The sequence below is a fragment of the Lacinutrix mariniflava genome, assembly GCF_001418015.1.
GTDB lineage: Bacteria > Bacteroidota > Bacteroidia > Flavobacteriales > Flavobacteriaceae > Lacinutrix > Lacinutrix mariniflava.
Map to the genome: position 1 here is coordinate 1 of NZ_LIQG01000025.1, position 22,464 is coordinate 22,464.

At 32.6% G+C, this 22,464-nt stretch carries 20 protein-coding genes; 2 read left to right on the top strand and 18 right to left on the bottom strand.

What is annotated here, in order from left to right; translation table 11 throughout:
• Nucleotides 1-4,147, bottom strand: a 4,147-nt coding sequence (locus ASC44_RS06925; protein ID WP_055446887.1) for a choice-of-anchor L domain-containing protein, incomplete at its 3' end; no start/stop codon positions are given.
• Between the two features lie 316 nt (nucleotides 4,148-4,463).
• Between ASC44_RS06925 and ASC44_RS06930 the strand changes: the two genes are divergently transcribed.
• Nucleotides 4,464-4,838 (top strand): DUF1304 domain-containing protein, encoded by a 375-nt coding sequence (locus ASC44_RS06930; protein ID WP_055446888.1) that lies wholly within the window; start codon nucleotides 4,464-4,466, stop codon nucleotides 4,836-4,838.
• Between the two features lie 122 nt (nucleotides 4,839-4,960).
• Complete coding sequence (locus ASC44_RS06935) at nucleotides 4,961-5,773, top strand: mechanosensitive ion channel family protein (RefSeq protein ID WP_055446889.1); 813 nt, start codon at nucleotides 4,961-4,963, stop codon at nucleotides 5,771-5,773.
• Here the strand turns inward: ASC44_RS06935 and tsaB are convergent, their stop codons facing one another.
• The 17 genes from tsaB to ASC44_RS07020 form a co-directional block, all read right to left on the bottom strand.
• Nucleotides 5,774-6,451: a tRNA (adenosine(37)-N6)-threonylcarbamoyltransferase complex dimerization subunit type 1 TsaB gene (gene tsaB, locus ASC44_RS06940; RefSeq protein WP_152973291.1), complete on the bottom strand. Its 678-nt coding sequence runs from the start codon at nucleotides 6,449-6,451 to the stop codon at nucleotides 5,774-5,776.
• A 108-nt stretch (nucleotides 6,452-6,559) separates the two neighbouring features.
• Complete coding sequence (locus ASC44_RS06945) at nucleotides 6,560-7,894, bottom strand: TolC family protein (RefSeq protein ID WP_055446891.1); 1,335 nt, start codon at nucleotides 7,892-7,894, stop codon at nucleotides 6,560-6,562.
• Nucleotides 7,884-8,999, bottom strand: a complete 1,116-nt coding sequence (locus ASC44_RS06950; RefSeq protein WP_055435907.1) for an efflux RND transporter periplasmic adaptor subunit — start codon at nucleotides 8,997-8,999, stop codon at nucleotides 7,884-7,886. The genes ASC44_RS06945 and ASC44_RS06950 overlap by 11 nt, the downstream gene beginning before the upstream one ends.
• 69 nt (nucleotides 9,000-9,068) lie before the next feature.
• The gene (locus tag ASC44_RS06955) at nucleotides 9,069-10,310 is read right to left on the bottom strand and encodes an ABC transporter permease (RefSeq protein WP_055446892.1); all 1,242 of its coding nucleotides are present in this window, start codon (nucleotides 10,308-10,310) and stop codon (nucleotides 9,069-9,071) included.
• A gap of 58 nt (nucleotides 10,311-10,368) precedes the next feature.
• Nucleotides 10,369-11,598 carry an ABC transporter permease gene (locus tag ASC44_RS06960; protein WP_055446893.1) on the bottom strand — a complete coding sequence of 410 codons (1,230 nt, stop codon included), beginning with the start codon at nucleotides 11,596-11,598 and terminating at the stop codon, nucleotides 10,369-10,371.
• Complete coding sequence (locus ASC44_RS06965; protein WP_055435910.1) at nucleotides 11,591-12,292, bottom strand: ABC transporter ATP-binding protein; 702 nt, start codon at nucleotides 12,290-12,292, stop codon at nucleotides 11,591-11,593. The genes ASC44_RS06960 and ASC44_RS06965 overlap by 8 nt, the downstream gene beginning before the upstream one ends.
• Nucleotides 12,293-12,438: 146 nt before the next feature.
• A complete protein-coding gene (locus tag ASC44_RS06970; RefSeq protein WP_055446894.1) occupies nucleotides 12,439-12,663 on the bottom strand; it encodes a hypothetical protein in 225 nt (74 codons plus the stop codon).
• A gap of 68 nt (nucleotides 12,664-12,731) precedes the next feature.
• On the bottom strand, nucleotides 12,732-13,280 hold the full coding sequence (locus ASC44_RS06975; RefSeq protein ID WP_055446895.1) for a DUF420 domain-containing protein: 549 nt from the start codon (nucleotides 13,278-13,280) through the stop codon (nucleotides 12,732-12,734).
• Nucleotides 13,281-13,332: 52 nt separating this feature from the next.
• On the bottom strand, nucleotides 13,333-14,076 hold the full coding sequence (locus tag ASC44_RS06980) for an SCO family protein (protein ID WP_055446896.1): 744 nt from the start codon (nucleotides 14,074-14,076) through the stop codon (nucleotides 13,333-13,335).
• Nucleotides 14,063-14,797 (bottom strand): hypothetical protein, encoded by a 735-nt coding sequence (locus ASC44_RS06985; RefSeq protein WP_055446897.1) that lies wholly within the window; start codon nucleotides 14,795-14,797, stop codon nucleotides 14,063-14,065. Before ASC44_RS06985 ends, ASC44_RS06980 begins: the two co-directional genes overlap by 14 nt.
• Nucleotides 14,798-14,882: 85 nt before the next feature.
• Complete coding sequence (locus ASC44_RS06990; RefSeq protein ID WP_055446898.1) at nucleotides 14,883-15,263, bottom strand: cytochrome C oxidase subunit IV family protein; 381 nt, start codon at nucleotides 15,261-15,263, stop codon at nucleotides 14,883-14,885.
• Between the two features lie 52 nt (nucleotides 15,264-15,315).
• Nucleotides 15,316-16,314 (bottom strand): cytochrome c oxidase subunit 3, encoded by a 999-nt coding sequence (locus ASC44_RS06995; RefSeq protein WP_055446899.1) that lies wholly within the window; start codon nucleotides 16,312-16,314, stop codon nucleotides 15,316-15,318.
• A 140-nt stretch (nucleotides 16,315-16,454) separates the two neighbouring features.
• On the bottom strand, nucleotides 16,455-17,036 hold the full coding sequence (locus ASC44_RS07000; protein ID WP_055446900.1) for a cytochrome c oxidase subunit 3: 582 nt from the start codon (nucleotides 17,034-17,036) through the stop codon (nucleotides 16,455-16,457).
• 2 nt (nucleotides 17,037-17,038) lie between these two features.
• Nucleotides 17,039-17,929 carry a heme o synthase gene (cyoE, locus tag ASC44_RS07005; RefSeq protein WP_275044202.1) on the bottom strand — a complete coding sequence of 297 codons (891 nt, stop codon included), beginning with the start codon at nucleotides 17,927-17,929 and terminating at the stop codon, nucleotides 17,039-17,041.
• A gap of 640 nt (nucleotides 17,930-18,569) precedes the next feature.
• Nucleotides 18,570-20,678, bottom strand: a complete 2,109-nt coding sequence (locus ASC44_RS07010) for a hypothetical protein (protein ID WP_055446901.1) — start codon at nucleotides 20,676-20,678, stop codon at nucleotides 18,570-18,572.
• A 140-nt stretch (nucleotides 20,679-20,818) separates the two neighbouring features.
• A complete protein-coding gene (locus ASC44_RS07015) occupies nucleotides 20,819-21,616 on the bottom strand; it encodes an energy transducer TonB (RefSeq protein WP_055446902.1) in 798 nt (265 codons plus the stop codon).
• Nucleotides 21,617-21,731: 115 nt separating this feature from the next.
• Entirely contained in the window at nucleotides 21,732-22,457 is a 726-nt protein-coding gene (locus ASC44_RS07020) for an energy transducer TonB (protein ID WP_055446903.1), read from the bottom strand.
• Nucleotides 22,458-22,464: the final 7 nt, after the last annotated feature.

Here is a 22,464-nt window from a genome sequence, read left to right on the forward strand (position 1 = left end):
CTACAGTTGTGTTTACATAAGCGTTTGGCGTTGCTATTGCATTGATTGGCGCTTCGGCATTAGCCTCTGACGTGTAATATGTAATAGTATATAATGTAGAATCTAAATCGTTAGTTGCATCTGCATCTAATAAGTTTAGGATCTCTGGTTCTTTTGTTGGTAGATTAAAACTTGCAAAACCGTCTGCATTGTCATCACAAACTTCTAGCGGTGTTAATACTGCCGCTGTTGTTATTTGTGGTGTTGGGTTGACAGTAAGTATTAAGTCTACAAATGTTGCACAATCTGTTGCTATTGTAGAACTTTCTACACGTATATAAATGGTTTGTGTGTTTACTACAATGTTGTTGTACGGACTTGCTAAAGCGTTGACATTGTTATCTGCATCCGCCATAGTTTCATGGTAAGTTACAGTAAGTCCTGGTGCACCTCCAGTGATTTCTGCTTCGGTATCCGATAGCATGAACTCTCCAAAGCCATCACTGTCTGGATCGCAATACTCTAAATCGGCCGGTGTGAAAGCCACTGGTGCTTGTTCTACTACTAAATCTAACGAAGTTGTATCGTAACAACCTGTGTTTGTGTCTTGCACACCTACATAAATAGTTTGCATGTTTGGTACAACGTTAGTATATGGACTCACTAATGGGTTTACTTGTCCATCAGCATCGGCTTGCGTAAAGTAATACGTTACAGCGTATGCTGGATTACCACCTGAAATTTCGTTGTTTTTTAGGGTTAAATCTATTTCTGTTATTCCATCTGGTGTACCATCGTCACAGACTTCTAATGGCGTAGGGTCGATTATGGTTGGTAATGGGTTTGCCGTAACAACCAAAGTACTAGATGCTGGACATATTCCATTTGTAAGGTAATCTACTGTATAGTCTGCTCCTGGCGTTCCACCAGAAATAGTACCTGTAGCAGAATCTAAAGTCGCTCCATCTGTTGGTGTAATATTAAAACTATAAGTTCCTCCAGGTGTTTCAACTGTATTTATAATTGCACCATCACAAGTTGGTGTATAAGTAAATAGAGCATCGTCTGTTGGGTTTACAATTAAATCAACTGTAGTAGATGAAGGACAGTCTCCTCCAAATGAGTATTCAACAATGTATAATGCTGAAGAAGTACCACCAGTTACTGTTCCCGTTACTGGATCTATACTCGCTCCATCTGTTGGTAGTGGATTAAAAGCATAAGTTCCTCCTGGAGTTGTTTCTGTTACTACAGTTCCACCGTCACAACTTGCCGTCATAGTAAATGTAGCATCAAGAGTTTCATCAACCATTACTGTAAATGAGCTTGTTGATGGACAAGTACCATTTGTTGTATACTCTACGGTGTAACTTGTTAATGAAGTTCCTCCAGTAATTGTTCCTATTGCAGCATCTATTGTTGCTCCATCTGTTGGCATTGGATTTAACACATAAGTACCTCCTGAAAGAACTACCGTATCTACTATTGCACCATCACAAGTAGGTTGCATAGTGAAAGTAGAGTTATCGAAAGCATTAACAGTAATAGTAAAACTAGTTTCACCAAAACAAGTTGGATTCAAATTATCGTCTACTCTAACGTAAATCGTTTGCGTAGGAGTATCTGTATTAGAATAAGTTGCTGGATTAGTTATTGGGTTTGTAGATGTCTCTACATCTGTTTGTAGAGTATAAAAACTAACTGTATAATCAGTTGGATCTTGACCATCTAGAATTTCTGTTTCTAAAGCTGTTAAATCGAAAACCTCAACGCCATCATTTGTTGGGTCATCACAAATTTCAACATTTATAGGTTGAGTAGCAATTGCTAATGGATTAACAACTAAATTAAATACCGCTGTCGCAGAAGCTATATAACATACTGGATCTTCTATACTTTCAATTCTTACAAATATAGGCTGAGGACTTCCAGTATTTAAATATGGACTTGTTAAAGCATTTGTACCTGCATCTGCATTTGCAAAATCTGTATAATAAGTTACATTAAAATCTGTTGCTGCTTGGGTTCCTAGAATCTCTCCATCCTTACTTGTTAAGTTAAAAGATTCTACTCCATCATTAGAAACATCATCACAAACCTCTATATCTGTTGCAGCATTTAAAACTATATTTAGGTATAACAATTGAAACTCTTCAGTTGCATAACATGTTCCAGACTCCACATCGTCTACTCTTATATAAATAGCTTCTCCATCTGTTCCTGTGTAAGTAGATGGGTTCGTAATTGGGTTTACATCTGCATCTGCATCTGCTTGAGAATTGTGAAAAGTAACAACAATAGTAGCAGGATCTTGCGTACCAACTGCAGTAGTTTCATTTTCGGTTAAATCGAAAATAACAGGTCCTCCACTATCACATTCGGTAATATCATCAACTGCCTCGACAGTAGGACCAGGAATAAATTCTATAAAAATAGAATCTGAAGTTTGACAAGTAGCAGAAAAAACAATATCTACAGAATACGTTCCTTCTACTAATGCATCTAAAGTAGAACCAGTTTCTCCTGAAATTACGGCACCATCTAAATACCAAGTATGAGTTGCGGTTGGCAATCCTGTATCTAAAGTTATTGATGTCCCTTGACATTCTGCAGTACCTGCTGTAATAGTTAAATCATCTCCTAAATCTCCACCTAAATCAAATGTCCCTGCTCCTAAAAATACAGCTGAATTATATGACGTATCTCTAGCATCTGCAACAACTAATTTAATAGTATAAGAATTATTAGGCGTAACATTTGAAAAGGCAGTCATTGCTACAGTATAACCACGATAATCTATTGGACTATTTGCAAGAGGCTGTCCACCTGCGCCATAGTACGAATCGAAATAAGTAATGTTTTCTGAAGAACATCCTCCATCAAATGCATTATCTCTTACTGTAAATACAGAAACAACATCTGTAGTACCAGGAACTAATGCTAAATTATTAGTAACACCTGTAACATTATCTGTTAATAAAAAAGCAAAAGCATCAGAAAAAGAACATTGAAAATTTCCGTATTCCTCTGAAGCAAATAAGAAATCAAAACTTATACTATTTGCTATAGGCACAAAATCGAATTCAATAAATGATGCATTTCTAGAACCACCTGCTGGTAAATCGTCACCAGCAATATTATCCAAATCTGTATTAATAGCAGCTTCTAAATCGGCATCGCCAGGCCATCCTGGTCCTCCGCTACTTTGAATACCTGACTCAGGACCTTCCGCTTCCATTGCATTTCCAGAATTTAAAACAATTCCTGCTTCGAAAGCAAAAGCTCCAGTAATTGCTGAAAAATAACCAATACCGTTTACGTCTCCAAAATTAGTACCTGTACTCCAATTAATGTTTGAGACTGCCGCACATGGGCTATCTATTAACACATCCTCTACCAATTCTGGCACAGTGTAAGTTGTTTGGTCTACTTGAATATAAGGCGATAAAACTTCAATCGTAATTGTTACAGATTCTGAACATCCCGTAGGATTTGCATCAGTAACGGTAAATGTAGTTGTAAACGTTCCAATATTATTAAATTGATGGTTAACCGACTCTCCATCAACAGCAGCAGTTCCATCTCCATAATTCCATGTATAAACAGCACCTGTTCCGTCGTCTGAAAATGTAGCACTACCAGTAAAATCTATAGAATCTCCTACAGGTATTTGAATTATTCCTCCTCCATTTGCTACTGGATTTGTAGTATCTATTGTTGGTGTTATTGTTTGGCAAGATTGTAAACAACTAATATCTGCTGCCCATCCTGTAGTATTACCACCTGCATCACTAACAAACTCTAAAGTAATACAACCTGTTGCACTAGTTGTTGCAGCTGATATAGTGCCAGGATTATTAGCAGCACCAGCTCCTGAATAAACACCTAAAACTGCACCTGTAGTATCATCTCCATCATAAATTGTAAGCTCATCGAAGCCTATTTGAGTTCCAAAAGTAGTAAAAGCTAGTTGGATAAACTGATCTGGGCCATCTGGACAGATTGTTAACACAAGACTCTCATTATCTGCATAGGTACCATCAACGCCTCCAGAATCATATAAGGTACCCGAACATTGATTAAAAGTCCCATTCTGCATTAACACATCTTGTGCGAAAAGAACAGAGGAACAAAAAAATAAAACTACTATTAGCGTAAATTGCTTCATTATGGATGGTTTTTGTTTTATATTTAGGTTATGTACAATATTACTAATAAATACTGAATTTATATAGCCTCTAGGTTGTCAAACAACCATGAAATTGTACTTTTATCTATATACTGCATTTAAATACAGTTTGATTGTTATATTTATATAACAATCATTATCGTATTATTCCTACCTATTATAAAAACAAAATAACTGCTACTTATAAAAAAGACAGTAATTTAGCTTTACATAGAATAAATGCGTTTTGTACTAAACAGTTCTCAAAACACAAATCTAGAGCGTTAAAACCACTAATAAATAAATAAACAAACTAATGATTTCAACCATTATCACCACTTTTAGTATTATTGTAATTGTACTACATTTCTACTTTTTAATATTAGAAATGTTTTTATGGACACGTCCAAGAACAAGAAAAGCCTTTGGAATTAAAGATGAAGCTTTCGCTGAAGAAACAAAAGTACTGGCTGCTAACCAAGGTTTATATAATGGCTTTCTGGCAGCAGGTTTACTATTTTTCTCATTTATAGAAAAGAACGTATTTGTGGTACAGTTTTTCTTAATATGTGTAATAATTGCGGGTATTTATGGCGCTTACTCTACAAAAAAAATAAAATTATTTATAGTACAAGCAGGACCGGCAATTATATGTTTAATATTCATTAGAATATTACTTGGTACGATATAATTCGGTTTACCGATAAAATTAGACGTTAGTAGATTAAGTTAAAAATAACATAGGTTTAAGCAAATCTCCTTATAAAATTTCTAATTTTGCATTAATAAATTTTAACAAATTAAATTTAAAGAATGGAATTACAAAAGTGGATTGACAAAGGCTATGAATTAATGCTAGAATATACACCTAAAATATTGCTAGCAATAGTAATATGGATAATTGGTGCTTTTATTATTAAATACCTCAGAAAAGGAGTTAGCAAAACAATGGAAAAGGCTAATTACGATGCAAGTCTAAAAAAATTCCTTCTTAATTTAATTGGATGGGTTTTAAAAATAGTATTAATAATTATTGTCTTAGGAACATTAGGTATTCAAACGGCATCGTTTGCAGCAATAATTGCAGCTGCTGGTTTAGCTATTGGACTAGCATTACAAGGTTCTTTAGGTAATTTTGCTGGAGGTGTTTTACTAATGATTTTTAAACCTATAAAAATAGGAGATTTAATCGAAGCGCAAGGAGAAGTAGGTGTTGTTAAAGAAATCGAAATCTTCACAACTAAACTTACCGGCTTATCTAATCGTGAAATTATTATTCCTAATGGAGCATTATCCAATGGTAATATTATTAATTTCACTACTGAAGGCACTCGAAGAGTAGACCTTGTTTTTGGTGTAGGTTACGAGTCTGACATTAAGCAAACAAAAGCGGTTTTACTTAACGTAATAGCAAATCATCCAAAAGTATTAAAAGATCCAGCACCTACAGTAAACGTTCTAGAATTAGCAGATAGTTCTATAAACTTTGCTGTGAGACCTTGGTGTAAAGCTGAAGACTACTGGGCAGTTTATTTTGAAGTAACAGAACAAACTAAAGAAGCTCTAGATACTGCAGGAATAGAAATACCTTATCCACATCAAGTAGAGATCCATAAAGAAGGATAATTATTTTTTAGGTTTAGGCTTTAAAGCCACAAAATCTTTTAGATAATAAGGTTCAAAATAAGCGACATCTTCGGTGTCGCTTTTTTTATGCTTTAAAAAAGCCAAAGCGCTCATCTGGTCTGCAGATGGTAATTTATCTTCTATAAAAATGGCATTTTCATGATTTAAAAGTGCTTTTGTTTTTTCTACTCCATTTCCAACAAAATACACTTTGCCTTTAGATAATTCTTTAGCAAAAGAAGTTTCGTCTAAAATTTGGGCTTCAATCTTTCTTATTTCTATAAATTCTGAAGAAAAAATAGCTGAGTACACTTCCATACGTCTAGCATCTAACATTGGCACAATTACACCACTTTCTGGTTTAACTTGATGCGCTAAAGCTTCTAGAGTAGAGATTGAAATTAACGGAATATCTAAAGCATAACACAAGCCTTTTGCTGCCGAAACACCAATACGCAATCCTGTATAAGACCCAGGTCCTTTACTAACTGCTATTGCATCTAATTGCGAGCGCTCGATTTTTGCTTCGCGAAGCGTTTCATCTATAAAAACATGTAACCTTTCTGCGTGAGAATAGTTATTGCTGTAATCTTCTTTTAAAAGCAAAGTCTCACCATTCTTAGATAGTGAGACTGAACAATTTGTTGTTGACGTTTCTATACTTAATATGTACATCAATTTATTTTTTTAGAATTCATAAAACCTAAAGTAAATTAGTGCTTTTACTTTAGGTTTAATTTACTCTTTATAATTTATATAAAACAGTTTGCTAATATATCTTATATTTTACTGTGTTATTGGTTTTCCAAGATAGAAATCTAAAACTTTTGTTTTGAAAACAAAATCATATTTAGCATTAATTAATGACGCTTCAGCATTTACAAGTCTTAATCTTGACTGCTCTAAATCGAATGCATTCATAACTCCAATATTGTAACGTTCTTCAGAATTACTAAAGGCTAACTCTTGAGATTCTAAAGACACTTTTGCAGCTTCATAAGCTCTTAATGCAGACTTTGCATCTGTAAAAGCACGCTGTACATTTGCTTCTAAAGTTAATTTAGCTTGCTCTAAACCTAACAATGCATTCTGTTCCTGAATTTGTGATTTTGCAACTGCAGTTTTATTCTGGTACCCAGAAAATATTGGAACATTAACACTCAATCTAAAACTATGTGCTTTTTGATCGTTAAGCTGTTGAAAGAACCTATCTTCTGTATCTGTTAAATTAGTAAAGAAAACATTAGATCCAAAACTATAGCCTGCAGAAACAGTTGGGTAAAATCCGCTTTTAGATATTTCTGTACTTATTTTTGAGTTTTCAATATTTTTTTCAGCTACTTTAATTTCACTTCTATTCTCAATAGCGTAATCTAATATTGGAGTAACATCATCGTACATTAACTCTGCCGATGGATCAACCACATCAATAACTTCTACATCGAAACCAGCAAAATCTACTTGTAACAATTGAGATAATGATAATAATGATAATTCGTAATTGTTCTCTGCAACTGTAACACTTTGCACGTCTCTACTTAATGTTGCTTGTGCATCATAAATATTAGCTTTTGGCTGTACACCAGCATCAACTAATTCTTGAACTTGGTTAAGTTGTTTTTTTGAAAATTCGTATTGCGCTTTTGCAGACTCTAAATTCTCTTTGTTAAATAAAATATTTAAATATGAATTTACCACATTAAGAGAAATATCATCCTTAATACGCTGCAACTCTAGTTTGTTAGTTTCTAAACTTAACTGAGACTGCTTGTAAATATTAGTTAACCTAAAACCATTAAAAATAGTTTGGTTTGCACCAACATTAAAATTAGTACTATTAGATGTTCTATCTGCAAATTGACCTGGAAACAATTCTGTATTACCTACCGATACACTGTGTCCGGCACTACCACTTACAGAAGGCAAAAAAGAACCTTTAGAAGCAATAATATCTTGCTCGTTTAACAATAATGTATTTTGAGCCTGTACAATAGAAATGTTATTTTCTAAAGCGTGTTTTACACTTTCTTCTAATGTCCATACTTTATCTTGAGCATAAGCCGAAAAGCCTACACATACAAAACACGCACTTGTTAAAATACTTTTTATATTAATCTTCATCATCGTTATCTTCTTTAGAGGCTTTGTTCCACACCTTGATTTTATCACCTTCTTTAACACCATCCGTAATTTCTACATTAATACCATCAGAAAGACCTAATTCAACATTTACTTTTTCAAATTTACCTTCACCTTTTTCTATTTCAACAAAAGGCTTTTCTGTAATTCTATTAAATTGAAGTAAAGACTCTTTAATAACCATAATGCTATCTCTCGATTCCATTTCAATTTCTGCATTAGCACTATAACCAGCTCTAATTTTTGTTGAAGACTCTACTTCTACATCTGCTTTAATTGTAAACTGTACTGCTCCGTTCTCTTCGTTACCTTTAGGCGCAACAAAAGTAAGTTTTGCAGGAAATTCTTTTTCCCCAATAGCACCTAATACAACTTTAATATCTTTTCCTTCTTCAAGTTTACCAACTTCTGCTTCGTCTACTTTACCTTCAAAAATCATTTTGCTCATATCTGCAATTGTAGCAATTGTAGTACCTGCATTAAAGTTATTACTTTCTATTACCTGATCTCCTTCACGTACAGGGATTTCTAAAATAGTACCAGGAATTAATGCAACAATATTTGTATTTGCAGAGCCTCCTCCAGAAAGTGAACCTCTTTTAATAATTTGGTAATTATTTTGAGCTTGACGTAACGTTTCGTTAGATTGGTTTAAAGCTAACTCACTGTTTTCAAAATCTTGTCTTGAAATTACTCCTTTATCGAACAACGATTTATTTCTATCGTAAATAGTTTTAGAGTTATTGTAAGCCAATTTTGCAGACGATATTTGTCCATTTGCACCAACTAAACTTTGTTCGTTTGGTACTACTCTAATCTTAGCGATTACATCTCCTTTTTTAACAATATCTCCTTCTTCTACTAGAATTTTATCTATAATTCCAGCAATTTGAGGCTTAAGTTCAATTTCTTCTTCTGGATTTAACTTACCAGTAGCTACAATTTTAGTATTAATTGAATCGTAAAAAGGCTCTGCTGTTTTAAAATCTTCTACAGATTTAGAGTTAGAATCTTTAAAGTACTTTAACACGAATACGAGTGCAATAAGCAATCCTAATCCTACTATAATTTTTAATGCTTTTTTCATTATTTATTAATTTAATTTCTCGGTTGATTTTAAAGCTATAAGCTCTATTTTATTATTTTGATTGGTTTATTATTCTTCTCTTAAAGCATCAATTGGCTTTATACTCGTTGCTTTAAATGCAGGTATTAATCCTATTAATGTTCCTAAAACTATTAAAATTATTAGTGCAACAAAAACGATACTAATAGAAACTGATGCATTTACCAACATTGCCTCATCGCCTTGACCATACAAAGAATCTAATAACATTAGTATGGATCCTCCACTTATTATACCTAATAATCCTGCGATTAAAGTAATAAAGACAGCTTCTAAAACTACTTGTCTTTTAATCTCGAATGGTGTTGCACCAAGTGCACGACGCACTCCTATTTCTTTAGTTCTTTCTTTTACAGTAATAAGTAAAATGTTACCAATAGCAAATACACCTGCAATAAGTGTAGCAATACCAACAAACCAAGTTAGAAACTGCATACCAGTTAAAAAACCTGTGATTTTTGCAAATTCCTTTCCTAAGTTAAAACTGCCAAAGGCACGGTTATCTTCAGGATGTACTTTATTTAAGTTTTTTAGAATAAGTTTAGCATCGGTTTCTATTTGCGAAATATCGTATTCTGGTTTTCCGGTAATCATCATCCAACCAATATTTTCGCCCATATTATATATTTGCTGAAAGGTTGTAAATGGAATATGAATATCGCTTGAAGGTCCCATATTTGCATTTCCAGTTTCAAACATACCAACGACTTTAAAATTCATTCCGTTTAACTGAATGTACTCACCTATCATTTCGGCATCTTTTTCAAAAAGTTGTTTATATATTTCTTCTGAAATAACAACTACTTTCCTATTCTCATCAATATCTGTCTGATTAATAAAACGTCCTTGAATCATTTTCTTTTTCTGAACCTGATCTAGCAAAGGATAATCACCATTTACTCCAAAATTTCCAGATAAAAAATTATGAACTACCAAAGCTTGACTTTGGTTTCTTGGCACAACAAACTCTATACCTTCTACATTTTCCTCTATCTTTTTAGCATCGCTTATTTTAAGCTGTACTTGTCTACCTTCTTGAAACCCTTTAAATGGCTTACTTGTACTTTGTGCCCATACAAATACACTATTTGTCGCAAAGCTTCCAAACAACCTATTAAATGAGTTTTCGATACCACGTGCCGAACCTAATAGTCCAATAAGTAATAAAATTCCCCACCAAACACCAACCATAGTTAATGCTGTACGTAGTTTATTTTTGGTTAAACTATCGTAGACTTCTTGCCACGTATCTCTTTCAAATAAAAATTTCATTCGTTAATTTTTATTAATTCAAATTGGAAACCTATTAAAATTACTTTGTTAATCATAATTAATCGTCTCTAAGTGCTACAATAGGTTTAATTCTTGAAGCCTTTTTTGCTGGTAAATATCCTGCTATCGCACCTGCCAAAATAAGTGTAATGGCTGCACCAACTACAATACTTAAACTTACCGATGGATCTTTAATAAAATATTTCTCTAAAAACGGACCTGCAAATTCTACCACGCCCATACCAATTACTAAACCTACGAAACCAGCAATAATAGTTACCAATATAGATTCTAGTAAAATAATAGATACAATAGATTTTGGAGAAGCACCTAAGGCTTTACGAATACCTATTTCTTTAGTACGCTCTTTAACAATAAAAATCATCATGTTACTAATACCAACAATTCCTGCTATTAAGGTTCCAAAACCAATAACTAAAACTAGAAAGCCTAGAATAAATGTAAACTGGTTAATTGCTTTCGATTCGTTAGCTAGATTTCGAACACGAATGGCACGTTGATCGTTTTGAGAAACCGTAAATCTATCTTTAAGTTTTTTTGTTAGCAGATTACTAAAACCAATAGCTGCATCAAAATTCATATCAGGATTATAGGTTAAATTTATTTGATCGACATAATCGTTATTCCCATAAATTTGTTGTGCTGTACTTATTGGCATGTAGATTAAACGTTCTTCATTATCTCCACCATCGTCACTAAACACACCTACTACCTTATATTGAATACCGTTTAGGTTTATATACTTTCCAATAGCTGTTGTTTTTAAAAACAGATCTTCTTCTACCAAACGCCCAATAACGACTACTTTGGTTTTGTTTTTAATATCAGACTCATTTACATAACGCCCATAAGTTACTTTTGTATTCTCTAAATATTGATGATCCGGGTTAACCGCACGAATGCTATAATTACTTTTTTCGTTTCTAAAAGTAGCAACAACATTTAAGTACACTCTTGAAGTAATGTATTGTACTTTGTCTCCAAATTCTTCTTTAATCCAAGCTTGATCTTCATTTTTAAATTGAATACGTCTTCCTGCTTGTAAGCCATTACTAGCTTTAGATGTCATACCAGATTGTACAAATATTGAATTTGAAGCATCGTCTGCAAATGCAGAATCAAATGTATTTACCAATCCATTTACAATACCAAATAATATTGCAAATAGAGAAATAGCAAATGCTACCGTAAAACCAGATAATAAAGATCGGGTTCTATTCATATTTATACTTTGGAAAATTTCTCTCCAGAGGTCTCTATCAAACATATTGTGATGCTCTTACTTGTTCTACAAACGTATCTTCTATAATAACACCATCTTTAAGTCTAACTATTCGCTTACACATGCTTGCAATATCCTCTTCGTGTGTTACCATTAATATGGTTTTACCTTCATCGTTAAGCGATTGAATAAAATCCATAATTTCGTGAGAAGTCTTGGTATCCAATGCTCCTGTTGGCTCATCGGCTAATAATAACTTTGGATCTGCCGCTAATGCTCGTGCAATAGCAACACGCTGTTTTTGTCCACCAGATAACTCATTTGGTAAATGGTGCGCCCAATCTTTAAGTCCTACTTTTTCTAAGTGAAATAGCCCTTTTTCTATACGTTCTTTACGTTTTAAGCCTTGATAGTATAAAGGTAGAGCGACGTTATCTAAAGCGTTTTTATAATTTATTAAGTTGAAAGACTGAAAAATAAACCCTAAAAATTTATTTCTATAAATAGCTGCCTTTTTTTCGGTAAGATTTTTAATAGGAACATTGTCTAAAATGTATTCACCTTCATCTGCTTCGTCCAGCATTCCTATTATATTAAGTAAAGTAGATTTTCCTGATCCCGAAGAACCCATAATAGCTACCATTTCTCCTGCTTCTACAGATAGGTCTATTCCTTTTAATACATGTAAACTAGAATCTCCAATTGGATAAGACTTGTGTAGCTTATTTATTTTGAGCATAATGGTTGGTTTTTTGATTAGATGTTAACTACATCATATCCATTAGACTACAAAGGACTTTATTTGTTACAGGAATTTTGCTAATAAAATGTTAAAACCTGCATATTTACATTAAACAGATTAATAAAACTCTAGTAAACAAAATATTATTTCTCCTTTTTAACTCTAAAATACTTCCAATAAATAGCAAAGCCAACACCAAAAATTAAAATATATGGTATTGCCATTAAATAGATAATACCATCGTTTATACCTTTTGCTACACCTTGACCTTCTTCATTTTCTAAAACCGCACGACACATTGCGCATTGTGCATTTGTCTCAATAAAAGTGAGGAGAGATAAAAATAATACGATTGCTTTGTTTTTCATTTTTATAAAATTACTTCTCGATACAATTTCTCATGCTTCGAAATCACTCGAAGTGACAATAGATTAAATTACACGTAGTAAGGAGATATCATTAAATACACAATAACACCCGTTACAGCAACATATAACCATAATGGAAATGTAATACGTGCTATTTTTTTATGCCTTTCGAAGTTATTAGAAATTGCTCTTACGTAAGTAATCAATACAAAAGGAATGACTACAACAGATAATAAAATATGTGTTATTAGAATGAAGTAATACACATAAGCAATAGCGCCTTCACCTCCAAATTTGGTAGAATCGCTAGTCATGTGATATCCGATATATAGCAATAAGAATATTACTGATAGAGAGATCGCAAACTTCATTAATCGCTCATGAAGTACTTTATTACCTTTCTTTATTGCCGACACAGCTAAGAGTAAAACAACAGCAGTTATTCCATTTATAGTGGCATAAACTGGAGGTAAGAATGTTAATGGCTCTACATTAAAACCAAAATCTTTAAGTTTAACACGAAATAAGATAGCTACAGCAATAGGAATAATAACAGAAAGTGCAACAATCCATTTATTATATTTCTTTTCGTTTTGTATGTTTTCTGGTGTATTCATTTGTATTATACTGTTTTGCTTTCTAAAGTAAATAGAAATAATAATCTAAGACTTACTCGTTTAAAAGCTTCTTAATATCCTCTTTTAGCATTGTTATTTCTTGTTCATTACCGTCTTCGTCCATTTTCTCTTGCTCGCTAATAACACCTTTATAGAAAATTTTCGGATTACCAAAGTCATCTAATCTAGAACGTATAAATCCATTCTTATCTATTAAAGCAAAATCTCCAGAATGCTCGAAACCAATTTCATCATCTTCAACTTTACCAACAAATATATTAAAGCCAACGTTAGCTAGTTTGTATATTTCAGACTCATCTCCTGTCATTAAATTCCAATTAGGATTGGTAATACCATACTTTTCAGCATAAGCTTTTAAAATTTCTGGAGTATCAAATTCTGGAGTAATTGAAAAAGAAGCCACACCAAAATCCTTATCCATTTTGTATGTTTCCTGAATCTCTACTAAGTTTCTATTCATTCTTGGACAAATAGTTGGGCATGTTGTAAAAAAGAACTCTACAATATATACTTTGCCTTTGTAATCGTCTTGTGTGATGGTTTTACCGTCTTGATTAATAAAGTTAAAAGCAGGTACTTTTTTAGGTTTTCCATTTATTTCTATAAATGCTAAATCTCCTTTATCTTCAAAATTATTGTCTTGCCCAACACTAATTCTATCATTTCTAGTGATGTCGTTATTTTTTATTCTATCTACTATTTTTGGAACGAATATAATTCCGAATAATAAAATAATAAAAGCGATACTTATGTATGAGTAGTTATTCTTTTTCATCTGTTTCTTTATCAGGATTAAGATCTTTGGCTCTTCGGTTTGAAGAATCAATTTTATTTCTTCCAGATTTTCTGTATTCCTCCAATAACACACGCATATCTTCTGCCGCTAACTTATTTTTGATAATAGAAACTTGAGAACAATCGTATGCGGTAAGTGGATAAACCTGTGCTTCTTTTTCAATTTCCTTTTTAGACCTATCGTCCAGTCGCCCACGTTGGCTTAATTCTTTATCAATAACAAAAACACTATTTGTAGCTAATGTGTTATCAAGTTGCTCGCTTGTTCTAAGGCTGTTAAATAGTTTATTAATATCGCTATCACTAGCATATACAAAATGCCAATACTTGTGTACGCTATACCTAGTTAATTCTTGAGTTAACCTCGTCGTCCTGTCTTGGGACTCTTTAGTCACCATCATTACAATTTGGAACTTTTTAAAGCCTTTAAACTTATTATAAACAAGTTCTTTAAGATTGGAAGCTTCTACGACTCTAGATTCGGGATCACTTCCTAAAAAGCCTAAAACAGTAATGTGATCTTTTAATAGCACATCTGAATTTGTAACTGAAGATAAATTTGAAATATCTAGCACTTCATCTTTTACAACATCTAGAACATTGTAGTTATTAGTAGCCGGATATAACATAAGTAAAAATACAACTGGAAGAAAAAACAAAATTCCTAAAATGGAGTATTTTTTTATGGCCTTTTTATTCATCTTCATCACATTTATTTGAGTTACAAAAATAAAAAAGGTGGTTTTAAAAAACCACCTTTTTTTATCTTTTAACTTATATTTTTAACTAAAAATCTCTTTTCACAAATCCGTTAGAATAAACGCCTTCAATATAGCCTCCTTCTTGCAATAGAATGAACACTAAGTAGCATATTAAAAATACGGCTGTCCATATTACCATGCGTCTTAATGCTTTTACTTCGTCACGCATGTGCATAAAATCCCAAGTAATATAATATGCTTTTACTATTGTAAGGATAATAAATATCCAGTTAAGTGCTTTCATGCCCAAAACTTTACCCATAAACATTTCTGGTTTGTAAATACCTAAAACTACTTCAACCGCAGTTACAAATGTTAAGAATGCTAATACACCCCAAATTTTTTGAGTGTTAGACTTAAATTTCCATAACCCTCTAAATATTTCTAATTTATGCTCGTGTGCCATTTTAATATGCTTTATATAAATCCCTTTTATAGGGAATGATACTATTTTTTAATTATACCAAGTAGAAGAATGTGAATACAAATACCCAAACTAAATCTACAAAGTGCCAATACAATCCTACTTTCTCTACCATTTCGTAGCTTTTACGTCTTTCGTAAGTACCAATAATAACATTAAAGAAAACAATAATATTTAGAACAACTCCTGATAATACGTGGAAACCGTGGAATCCTGTGATAAAGAAAAAGAAATCTGCAAATAATGGAGACCCATATTCATTTACTTTTAAATTAGCACCATGTATTACTGCTTTACCATCAGACTTTAATTGTTTTAAAGATTCTTCGCGAGATAAAACTGTTTTATGACCGTGCTCGTTAATAATTTGATTTCTAATCAATATATTTTCGTTAGCAACTAAACCTTTATAAACTTCGTCTATAGAGTATTCCGGCAGTGTACCTTCACTAACAAACCATAGCCCAGACTTGCTTTCGTGTTGTGTTCTCTCAGTATGTGACGCTTTTGCAAAGTCTGCAATAGCTACACGCTCGAATTTTTGTTCTCCCTCTACGGTTTTGTATTCCCCAAACTGAAGAATATTTCCTCCGTTAGTTTGTATAGCACCATATTCTCCTTTAATAAAAGTGTTCCATTCCCAAGCTTGAGAACCAACAAATATAACACCACCAATAACTGTTAAGAACATGTACCATGTTACTTTCTTCTTATTTAAGTGATGACCTGCATCTACAGCTAACACCATAGTTACAGAAGACATAATTAATATAAACGTCATAAACGCCACATAAATCATTGGATAATTACCATGAAAGAAAGGTACGTGCGTAAAAACCTCGTCTGCAATTGGCCAAGATTCAATAAATTTAAATCTAGAAAAACCGTAAGCAGCTAAAAATGCTGAAAATGTTAAGGCATCGGAAACGATAAAAAACCACATCATCATTTTACCATAACTGGCTTTTAGAGGATCATTTCCGCCTCCCCAAGTTTTACCTTCTGTTCCAGTAGTTGCAACTGTAGTATTCATATAGTTGAGTTCGTTAATTTTAAATATTGCACAAAAATAATCATTTTCTTCTACTAAAGAAATGTTAAACTATAATTTTTGAGCCTTGTTTTATCTGATTAGTAAATTCTGTTTCTTGACCGCCCTTATATTGTAAAAATCTAACCTACAAAATACATTAGTAAATACAAGAATACCCACAGTATATCAATAAAGTGCCAGAATGTTCCGGCCAATTCCATACCTAACATATTATCCGCAGAATACTTTTGTTTAAAATGATTATAAATTACAACCAACAAGCAAATTAGTCCAACTGCAACGTGTAGTATATGAAAAAAGGCAATTAAAAATATAAATGACGCCTTAGGATCACTAGTCTCACCCGTAAAATAATACCCAGCCTCTATTAGCGCTCTAAAACCTTGAAATTGAAGTATAATAAACAGTACTCCTAGCACAAAAGTAGTCAACAATAATAGCATTGTTAGTTGTCTATTGTTATTTCTTAAAGCGCGTTGTGCAAAAACATAGGCAATACTACTACCTATTATTACAAAAACACTCACTAAAAATACTTGTGGCAAATCTAACGCTTTCGACCAATCTGGACGTGTACGACTAATTATTACTGCACTTGTTAAACCTGCAAACGACATAAATAATGCGATAAGGCCAAACCAAAGCATCATTTTTTTTGCACGTTCGTTCTTTTCCTTTAAGGTTCCTTGAGTTAAATCCATAATTATCTAATAAACTTATCTACTACGTAAATAATTTGTAATAATGTAATATAAGAGACACTCGCTAGCATGAGTTGTTTAGCCGCTTTTTCAGTCATTTTTTTAAATAATTGAATCGCGTAATATAACATAAACAAACCTAAACCAAAGACGATGGTTGCTGCAACATAAGACAATTTTAATTTCCCTGTTACACCAAAAACTGGCACAATTGAAATTAATATAGTCCAAATAGTGTACATAATTGTTTGTACTGCCGTGCCTTTATCTTGTTTTTTAGTTGGCAACATAAAGAAGCCTCCTTTTTTATAATCGTTAAATAGAAACCATCCAATGGCCCAAAAATGTGGGAATTGCCAGAAAAACTGCAATGCGAATAAAGTTCCTGGTTCAATACCAAAATCGTTAGTCGCTGCTACCCAACCTAACATAAAAGGGATTGCACCTGGAATAGCACCAACAAATACAGCTATAGGTGTTTTTGTTTTTAGAGGTGTGTAAGCGCAAGTATATAGAAAGATAGAAATCGCACCAAACATAGCTGTTTGAGGATTTATATAATATAAAATAGAGAGCCCTAAAATTGTAAAAACCGTTGCTATTACAAATGCCGTTTTCACAGTCATACGGCCAGCAGGAATAGGACGATTTTTAGTCCTGTCCATTAAAGCATCTAAATCTTTTTCTATAATTTGGTTGTAAGCGTTAGAAGCTCCAACCATAAAATAACCACCTAATGCGAGAAGTAATAATGTTGTATAATTAACCTCGTCTACACCAAGCAAATAACCTGCAACTGAAGAAAACACGACACTTAATGCTAAACGCATTTTAGTGATTTCTTTAAAATCTGAAATTAATGAAGGTTGTGCTATTGTAGTTTTAGTACTCAATGTATTGCTTTGCTTTTAGAGCTTTTGATAGCCCTTAAAAATTTGAGGCAAAGATACGTTGTAAAAGTAGATTTATAAAAGAAAACTTAGAGGATTTTATAGTTAGCAGTAGACTTAGAAAATTCTATTACTAAAATCTGCAACAAAAGCGGTCACATCTAAATTCCTAAAAGTTATTATTCCACTTCCGTTCTCTGCTTCATCTATAATGTATACATTTTTACATGTTTTAATTAATCTGAAAAGTGAAAGTCTTAAATACTCTAAATCACAATCTATAGATTTTGTAACACTAGAACTAAATAATATATAGTTTTAAACAACGCTCTCTTCTCTTTTTCTTTATAAAAGTTGTTGAATCCATTTCCATTTCCTTAAAATCGTAATATCATGTAGAGTTTATTTTAGGCATCCTAAAATTATAATCCGCTATTACATTTAAAAAACTCGTAATATCAAATATGTTATACTACTTAAATGCCTTAAAATATCATGTAACTGTTTCTTTGTGTAAATTTTCTATCGCATATTCATAACGAAGACGCTATTTTATTGCATCAATAGCGGTTTCTACGTCATTTTCTTTTGAGAAACTGAAATTAAAAACAAAGAAGATTATTAAAACATTTTAAATGTGCATCTACAAATCAAAATACCAATTAAATAAGTCAGTTCTAATTCCAAAATTAAACCAAACGGTACTATTATTTAAAACCGTCATTGATTCAGCTTCTGGGTTAAAATTACGGTAACTAATATTTGCAAAGACTTTTAAATTTGAAGCTGGGTTTATTAAATAACCACCTTGAACACTCGCATTAATGGTATTATTTCTTATGCCTTGTCCTATTTCTACTCCAGAATCGAAAGGCCTATCTACTTCGCTTTCGAATATATCGCCTCCATAATTAAAATTATCGACACCATTATTTACATCGAATCCACGAACACCTGCAATAAGCTTAGCCTCACCCAACCAGCGCTTGTATTTATAACGCCCAATTAATACCACCTCTCTAAAGTTCGCTCCCCAAAGGTGTGCCATTGGTTGGTTATTATGTGCATAATTTAAAGTAATTGTATTATGAGAATAGGTATAAGGGCGTACTGCATTATACTCCGCCTGCAACATTAAGTCCTTAACTTTAAAAGCATTGTAATACTTTGCTCCTAATTGTATTCCAAATTTATTTTTCCAACTTCCTTCTCCTCCTTTTGCATCATTCAAAGAGAATTCATCTAAAACAAATTGAGAATACACATTAACATTATCGTTAATCTTATATTTTCCTGAAGCTCCAACAATAGCGTTACCCGCATCTTGACCAGTTTCAAATTCGATAGCACGATAAAAAATAATAGGATTTAGATAATTAATATCAAACCCTCTATCGTTAGTGTTTGCCCAAATTACAGATTCAAATAATCCTATATTTAAACGCTTATTAACATTCCAACTTAAGTAATGGTTGGCAATATACTTAGTAAGAAAGGCTCCATCTTCGGTAACTTCAGCCCTAACATCTTTTAACCATGTATAGGTATTTGTATATTTTATTTTCCAAAATTTAGTATTAAGTTTTAGATAAGGATAAGAACTTGCTACATCACTTTGAAATAACGAACGGTAACCATCACCTATAAAATTCTTTCCATGTCCAAATTGTACATTTATAAATTTTGATGGTGTATAAGACAAATAAGCTTCGGCAACTGGATAATCGTATGCATCTTCTTTAAAACTTTTAGCAATACCTCGTCCAGGAATTAGTGCTGGACCATTAGAAGGCTTGATACTTTCTGCGTAGTCATTAAAATATTGAGCAAACCGACCTTGACTTTCGTAAATAGAAGCCGAGAAATTAAACTTTTTTCCCAAACCACCTTGAATAAAAACACCTCTTGTATTATTATATGTGTAACTAAAATCGGCATCTGTATCTTTCCCAATTTGTAAATCAAAAATAGGATCTACAGTAAACCAATAGTCTTTACCTTGTAATTGTACTAAATGCTCATTCCATAGCTTTTTTCCAACCCAAGATTGAGTTTCTTTTCTTAAGGCTTCATTTTCTGCATTGAAATCGTGATAAGTAGAAACGTCATCATAAATAAATGGCTTTGACGCCGTGTGACTATTAGTCCCTATTAAATTTGTTGCACGATCAAATTGAGAATAACTTTCATGTGAAAACGGGATATTTAATTGACTAGAATATTCACTATTATCGTATTTTTTATGATTTGCCTTAACATTATCCAACTCATTTTTGGCCGCTAATTCTAAAGCATTTAACTCCTGTCCTGTTTGTTTTTCATTTTGAAGAGCTAAATCTTCAGTAATCGCAGTTTGGTCTTCTAATGGAATTTTTAATGTTATTGAATATTGTTTATACGTTGCATTGCTATTATAAGTTGCAGGTTCTACTTTTGGAAATTCTTCGATAACCCTAATAGCTTCTGATTTTAACTCTGGATAGATAGCATCAACATACATTGTTCTAAAACCACCTTCTTTATCTACTTCAAATAAAATAACAACCTCTCCTTTATAAGCAGCTTCGCTAATATGTTCTGGTACTTTGAAATTTTCAAATAGTAAATTAAAAACTTTAGTATCGAAACATTTTTGCATGTTAGCCACCGGTTCTTCTTTACAAGAATCAAAAACTGGAGGTTTTTCATTATTATCTTGAGCCATTGCAAAAGACTGAAAACATAGTATTAAAATAAAAGCATAAAACTTCATAGTCTATTTTACATTTAATTTCGTCGAAAGATAGCATTTTTAAATTTTTTAATGCTGAAGTTCCCATACTTGATTAAAAATTAAAAACCGTTACTACCAAAGGTAATAACGGTTTAAAAGTAATTAAAACAGTCGTAAATTTATTGAATATTGAATTTAATTGGAAGCATATAAGACACTTCAACTGGTTCATTATCATTTTTACCTGGCTGCATGGTTGGTATCTTACCAACCACTCTATTAGCTTCTTTTCCTAAAGCCGCATGATTGGCTTTAGTATCTATAATCTCAACTTCACCCTGTTTATTAATTTTAAACGACACATAAATTTTCTGTTTCCCAGTTATACCTAAATCAGTAGCGACATCGGTGTCAAACTTCCTCTGTACAAACTTTGATAATTTATCCGACAAACATTGTCGTCTACCATTATTAGTCGTTTCTTTTTCGCATCCTGGAAATATTGGAACTTGTTGCACAGCCAAAATATTTATTACAGGCTCTATATCATCAATTTTTAAACTAGGGTCATCTGCAGAAATAATTGGAGTAGCCTCCTTTGGCACCACAACATCAACAATATTTTCTACAGGCTCTTTTACTGTTTTATCATTATCTACGATTTCTATTTTTGGTTCTTTTGGTTTGGGCTGTTTCGTTTCTTGTTTTTCTTTTGCCTCTACCTCCTTAACAATTTTAAAATTTGGCATTACATAAACAAATTCCTCTGTGACTTCTTTTTTTGTTGGCTCATAAAGGTTTTCATTGGATGCAAAAGACATCTCTAAAGCTCCATAACTGGCCAATAAACATAAAATTAACCCAACCTGAAAGTACAGCGTGGAGTTTTTTTGTAAATTTGCATCATGCTTTTGTGATTTCTGCACGTTTTTCTCGTTTTGACGAACGAGATCGTGACTTTTCTTTGAATTGTTCATAATTATTAAAGTTTAGATGTTAATATTATGAATAATTAACAATAAGCATACCAAAAACAAAAAACCCGATACAATTTTGTATCGGGTTTTTAATTTATATGTTTTAAACTAATTATTAGTCTTGTACATTAAATGTTATAGGCAAATCGAAAGTTACTTTAACAGGCTTCCCTCTTTGCTTACCAGGTTTCATTTTAGGTATTAAACCTACAACTCGTCTAGCTTCTTTTTCTAATCCAGGATGTGGACCACGTGTTTTAACATTAACAATGTTTCCAGCTTTATCTATGGTAAAACGTGCATAAATACGTTGCTTCCCACTTAAACCTAATTCTTGACCTAAATCTAAATCAAATTTTCTTGAAACAATTTTGTTGATTGCGTCAGACATACATTTACGCTTCTCGTTATTGTTTCCCTTTTCACAACCAGGATATACAGGAACACTTTCGATAACTGCAAAAGATACTTCTACATCTTCTTCTATTTCTTCTACTTCAATTTCTTCAACTTCAACAATTTCTTCTTCTTGAGTTGTTTCTGTAGATTCGATAACCGTTTCCTCTATTTCAGCTTCATCTTCAACAACATCAATAACTTCTGGTGCTGGTGGCGGCGGTGGCGGTGGCGGTGGTGGCGGTGGTGGTGCTTGATTTGTAATTGGAATTTCTTCATCCAATTCATCATCAACATCAATAGACCTATTATCTACAACACGCTCGTCGTATGTTTTGTAATTGATAGCTGTATATGTTAAACCTAACATTAACAACATACCAACCGCAAAATAGAGAGAGCTGTTTCTGCCTACGTTTGCTTTAGGGTTTTTCTTTGTTTCCATTAATTTA

Bases quoted from the DNA above. Each gene is read 5' to 3' on its own strand.
- ASC44_RS06930 (WP_055446888.1), top strand. From the start codon at position 4,464: ATGATTTCAACCATTATCACCACTTTTAGTATTATTGTAATTGTACTA.
- ASC44_RS06935 (WP_055446889.1), top strand. From the start codon at position 4,961: ATGGAATTACAAAAGTGGATTGACAAAGGCTATGAATTAATGCTAGAA.
- ASC44_RS06945 (WP_055446891.1), bottom strand. From the start codon at position 7,894: ATGAAGATTAATATAAAAAGTATTTTAACAAGTGCGTGTTTTGTATGT.
- ASC44_RS06950 (WP_055435907.1), bottom strand. From the start codon at position 8,999: ATGAAAAAAGCATTAAAAATTATAGTAGGATTAGGATTGCTTATTGCA.
- ASC44_RS06955 (WP_055446892.1), bottom strand. From the start codon at position 10,310: ATGAAATTTTTATTTGAAAGAGATACGTGGCAAGAAGTCTACGATAGT.
- ASC44_RS06960 (WP_055446893.1), bottom strand. From the start codon at position 11,598: ATGTTTGATAGAGACCTCTGGAGAGAAATTTTCCAAAGTATAAATATG.
- ASC44_RS06965 (WP_055435910.1), bottom strand. From the start codon at position 12,292: ATGCTCAAAATAAATAAGCTACACAAGTCTTATCCAATTGGAGATTCT.
- ASC44_RS06970 (WP_055446894.1), bottom strand. From the start codon at position 12,663: ATGAAAAACAAAGCAATCGTATTATTTTTATCTCTCCTCACTTTTATT.
- ASC44_RS06975 (WP_055446895.1), bottom strand. From the start codon at position 13,280: ATGAATACACCAGAAAACATACAAAACGAAAAGAAATATAATAAATGG.
- ASC44_RS06980 (WP_055446896.1), bottom strand. From the start codon at position 14,076: ATGAAAAAGAATAACTACTCATACATAAGTATCGCTTTTATTATTTTA.
- ASC44_RS06985 (WP_055446897.1), bottom strand. From the start codon at position 14,797: ATGAATAAAAAGGCCATAAAAAAATACTCCATTTTAGGAATTTTGTTT.
- ASC44_RS06990 (WP_055446898.1), bottom strand. From the start codon at position 15,263: ATGGCACACGAGCATAAATTAGAAATATTTAGAGGGTTATGGAAATTT.
- ASC44_RS06995 (WP_055446899.1), bottom strand. From the start codon at position 16,314: ATGAATACTACAGTTGCAACTACTGGAACAGAAGGTAAAACTTGGGGA.
- ASC44_RS07000 (WP_055446900.1), bottom strand. From the start codon at position 17,036: ATGGATTTAACTCAAGGAACCTTAAAGGAAAAGAACGAACGTGCAAAA.
- ASC44_RS07010 (WP_055446901.1), bottom strand. From the start codon at position 20,678: ATGAAGTTTTATGCTTTTATTTTAATACTATGTTTTCAGTCTTTTGCA.
- ASC44_RS07015 (WP_055446902.1), bottom strand. From the start codon at position 21,616: ATGAACAATTCAAAGAAAAGTCACGATCTCGTTCGTCAAAACGAGAAA.
- ASC44_RS07020 (WP_055446903.1), bottom strand. From the start codon at position 22,457: ATGGAAACAAAGAAAAACCCTAAAGCAAACGTAGGCAGAAACAGCTCT.